This is a genomic window from Weissella sp. DD23, assembly GCF_001579105.1.
In the GTDB taxonomy this organism is placed as follows: Bacteria; Bacillota; Bacilli; order Lactobacillales; family Lactobacillaceae; genus Weissella; species Weissella cibaria.
The window spans coordinates 61,447-64,464 of record NZ_KQ970399.1; the positions used below are offsets into that span (position 1 = coordinate 61,447).

The following is a 3,018-nucleotide window of genomic DNA, read 5'->3' on the forward strand; positions in this document are numbered from 1 at the left end:
ACTTTGCCAAGGGAACTTTGGCTATCGGTGAAGAATTGGTTAAGGTTACTAAGGAGAACGGTGCAACGACTATCGTTGGTGGTGGTGATTCAACTGCCGCTGTTCAACAACTTGGTGTTGCTGACCAATTGAGCCACATCTCTACTGGTGGTGGTGCTTCATTGGAGTACTTGGAAGGTAAGACTTTGCCAGGTATCGCAGCTATTTCAGAAAAGGACTAATTTTTAGTCACTAAGATAGTTATTTAGAGGTTTAAACGTACATGTGACGTTTAAACCTCTTTTTTGTGTGGGGGCAGTCGCCGAATAGCTTAAAATGTGGTATATTATTCCAAAGAGTAATAATTAAGAGGATCTATTATGGATATCCGTAAATTTGAAGTGTTTCTGGATTTAGCGAAAACATTAAGCTACACGGAAACAGCAGAACGATTGTTTACGACACAAGGAAACATTTCAAAACAGATTTTGTCTTTAGAGAAAGAATTGGATGTTAAGTTATTTGAGCGCAGTCATCGCATGATTAAGTTGACGGAAGCCGGAGATATCGCAGTCATCTATGCCAATAAGATTATGTCTGAGTACGAGGCAATGCGACAGACACTACTGCAGCACGCTGATGCGGCTGATTTTGTCCTAAATATTCACGCCATTCCGTCGGTATCAAATTACCGTGGTTTTGAAATGATAACAGCATTTCATAAAGCCCATCCCGAAGTGGAGCTTCATTTGTCTGAAGTTCACGGGGACCACGTCATTATGTCGCTGGGTAATGGGCAGAGTGATATCGTATTCGGTCGTGACTTTGGTGATTTTGGCGATGATTACGAAACCGTTGTCACCGAGGAGGATTCGTTTGTGTGCATTTTGCCTGCGGATCATCCACTCGCTCAAAATGAGGTTGTTAATCTAACTGATTTGCAGAATGAAGACTTTTTGCTACTGGGACGAGAAACGTTAATTTATGACCATGTGATGAGCTTGGCTAAAAAAGCTGGTTTTGTACCGCATGTTGCTTATGAAGGACAACGTATTGATATTATTATGAATATGGTAGCCAGCGGTATGGGCGTCTCGATCATGATGGAAAAGAGTATTGATTTGCCACCTAATGGCACAATCGTTAAGCGGCATATTGACATTAGTGATGCAAGCGAAATGTCATTTATTCGTAAGGCGAATGTTCGCCATACAGAAGCGGCAAAACTCTTTTGGGAATTTATTCAGAAATAAAACAGACAAGCGCTCTTCACGATCCAAGAAACTTGTGATTGCAGGGCGTTTTTTTGTAACGTAATTATTTCCTAAGTGGACGGTTATTGGGCAAACTGACGAGGCGACATTTGATACAATAGGATTACTTAAATTCAAGACAGGAGTGTGGGCATGGTAATTGAGCATTGGTTAAATATTGCGGTCGTTATCTTACTAGTGTTAAATACGCTGGGAGCGATTGTAACGGTGTTCCGCGATAAAACACGGGATATCACCACAGTATGGGCTTGGATGCTGGTTTTGCTACTATTTCCGGTGTTTGGATTTGCGTTTTATTTCTTCTTTGGGCGGAAGTTATCAGACAAACGCATTTTTGATATTCGGACGCAACGAGTCATGGGGATTGACCGGATAGCGAAAAAGCAGAAACAGGAAATGAAGCGGCTTGAGGATAACGAGTACCGTGAAGAGCAAACTTTTGTCCGGCTATTTTTAAATAACGAACAAGCCATTTTTACAAATGAAAATGATGTCGAAATTTTTACTGATGGGCATGAAAAATTTGCGCGTTTATTTGCGGATATTGAAAACGCGACGCATCACATTAACATTGAATATTACACAATTTATGATGACCAAATTGGTAATGAACTAGTTGATTTGCTGACTAAAAAGGCGCAAGAAGGGGTTCGTGTGCGAGTTATCTTTGACGCATGGGGATCTGGTGGCCGGCATAACAAGATGTACCAACGGTTACGCGATGCGGGTGGCCAAGTTGAGGCCTTTTTGATGGCGCGTTGGCAAATGTTTTCATTGCGAGTGAACAACCATGATCACCGTAAGCTGGTTATCATTGATGGTAATATTGGCTACATCGGTGGATTTAATGTTGGGGACCAATACTTGGGACGCAAGCCAAAATTTGGGCATTGGCGTGATACCCATTTGCGTGTTGAAGGGGATGCAGTCTTGGCTATGCAGAGCCGTTTCTTTATGGATTGGAACGCGACAACGGTGACTGAAAAGTTACAATTTTCAGAGGATTACTTTCCAGATACCACAGTAGCAGGTGGCGTTGCAATGCAAATTGTCTCGTCGGGACCTGAATCAGATGCCAAGCAAATTTATCAAGGCTACCTCCACATGCTGGCGATTGCACAAGAAAGCATTACCATTCAGTCGCCGTACTTTATTCCAAACCAGGCGATTATGGATGTCCTGTCGGTTGCGGCCCGGTCTGGTGTTAAGGTACGAATCATGATTCCGGGGATGCCAGACCACGCGTTTGTTTATCGGGCAACGCAATATTATGCGCACCAGATGGTGAAGGCAGGGGCCGAAGTTTATACATATGATAACGGCTTCTTACATGCAAAGACCCTGGTGATTGATGATAAGGTGGTTTCAGTTGGTAGTGCGAATATGGATATCCGATCTTTCGCGTTGAATTTTGAAGTGAATGCTTTTATGTATAGTCGTGATGTGGCTCGACAGATGAATGATATCTTCGCTGAAGATCTGAAACACGCAACGAAATTGACCCGGCAATACTTCAGTGAACAATCGCTTTGGTTACGTTTCAAGCAAATGTTCTCACGTTTGTTGGCACCAATCTTATAATTGAAACCGCTTGCAATGGGATGTTAAGCGCGTTACAATGACGACATAACACGATGAGGGGAACTAAATTATGTCTGAAGAGCGTACATTAGTATTGATCAAGCCGGACGGCGTGGCACGTGGTTTGATGGGGGAAGTGTTTTCTCGGTTGGAGCGAAAGGGCTACCGAATCACAGATATGCGA

The 3,018-nt window shown here is 42.9% G+C and carries 4 protein-coding genes; all 4 read left to right on the top strand.

Annotation, left to right across the window (positions count from 1 at the left end; genetic code table 11):
- The coding region (pgk, locus tag WEIDD23_RS11110; RefSeq protein WP_082778343.1) for a phosphoglycerate kinase at positions 1 to 221 on the top strand (221 nt) is incomplete at its 5' end.
- 138 nt (positions 222 to 359) lie between these two features.
- Positions 360 to 1,232, top strand: a complete 873-nt coding sequence (locus WEIDD23_RS11115; protein WP_010369265.1) for a LysR family transcriptional regulator — start codon at positions 360 to 362, stop codon at positions 1,230 to 1,232.
- Between the two features lie 153 nt (positions 1,233 to 1,385).
- The gene (cls, locus tag WEIDD23_RS11120) at positions 1,386 to 2,834 is read left to right on the top strand and encodes a cardiolipin synthase (protein ID WP_010369269.1); all 1,449 of its coding nucleotides are present in this window, start codon (positions 1,386 to 1,388) and stop codon (positions 2,832 to 2,834) included.
- Positions 2,835 to 2,904: 70 nt separating this feature from the next.
- On the top strand, positions 2,905 to 3,018 hold a 114-nt coding region (locus tag WEIDD23_RS11125), incomplete at its 3' end, for a nucleoside-diphosphate kinase (protein ID WP_278279502.1).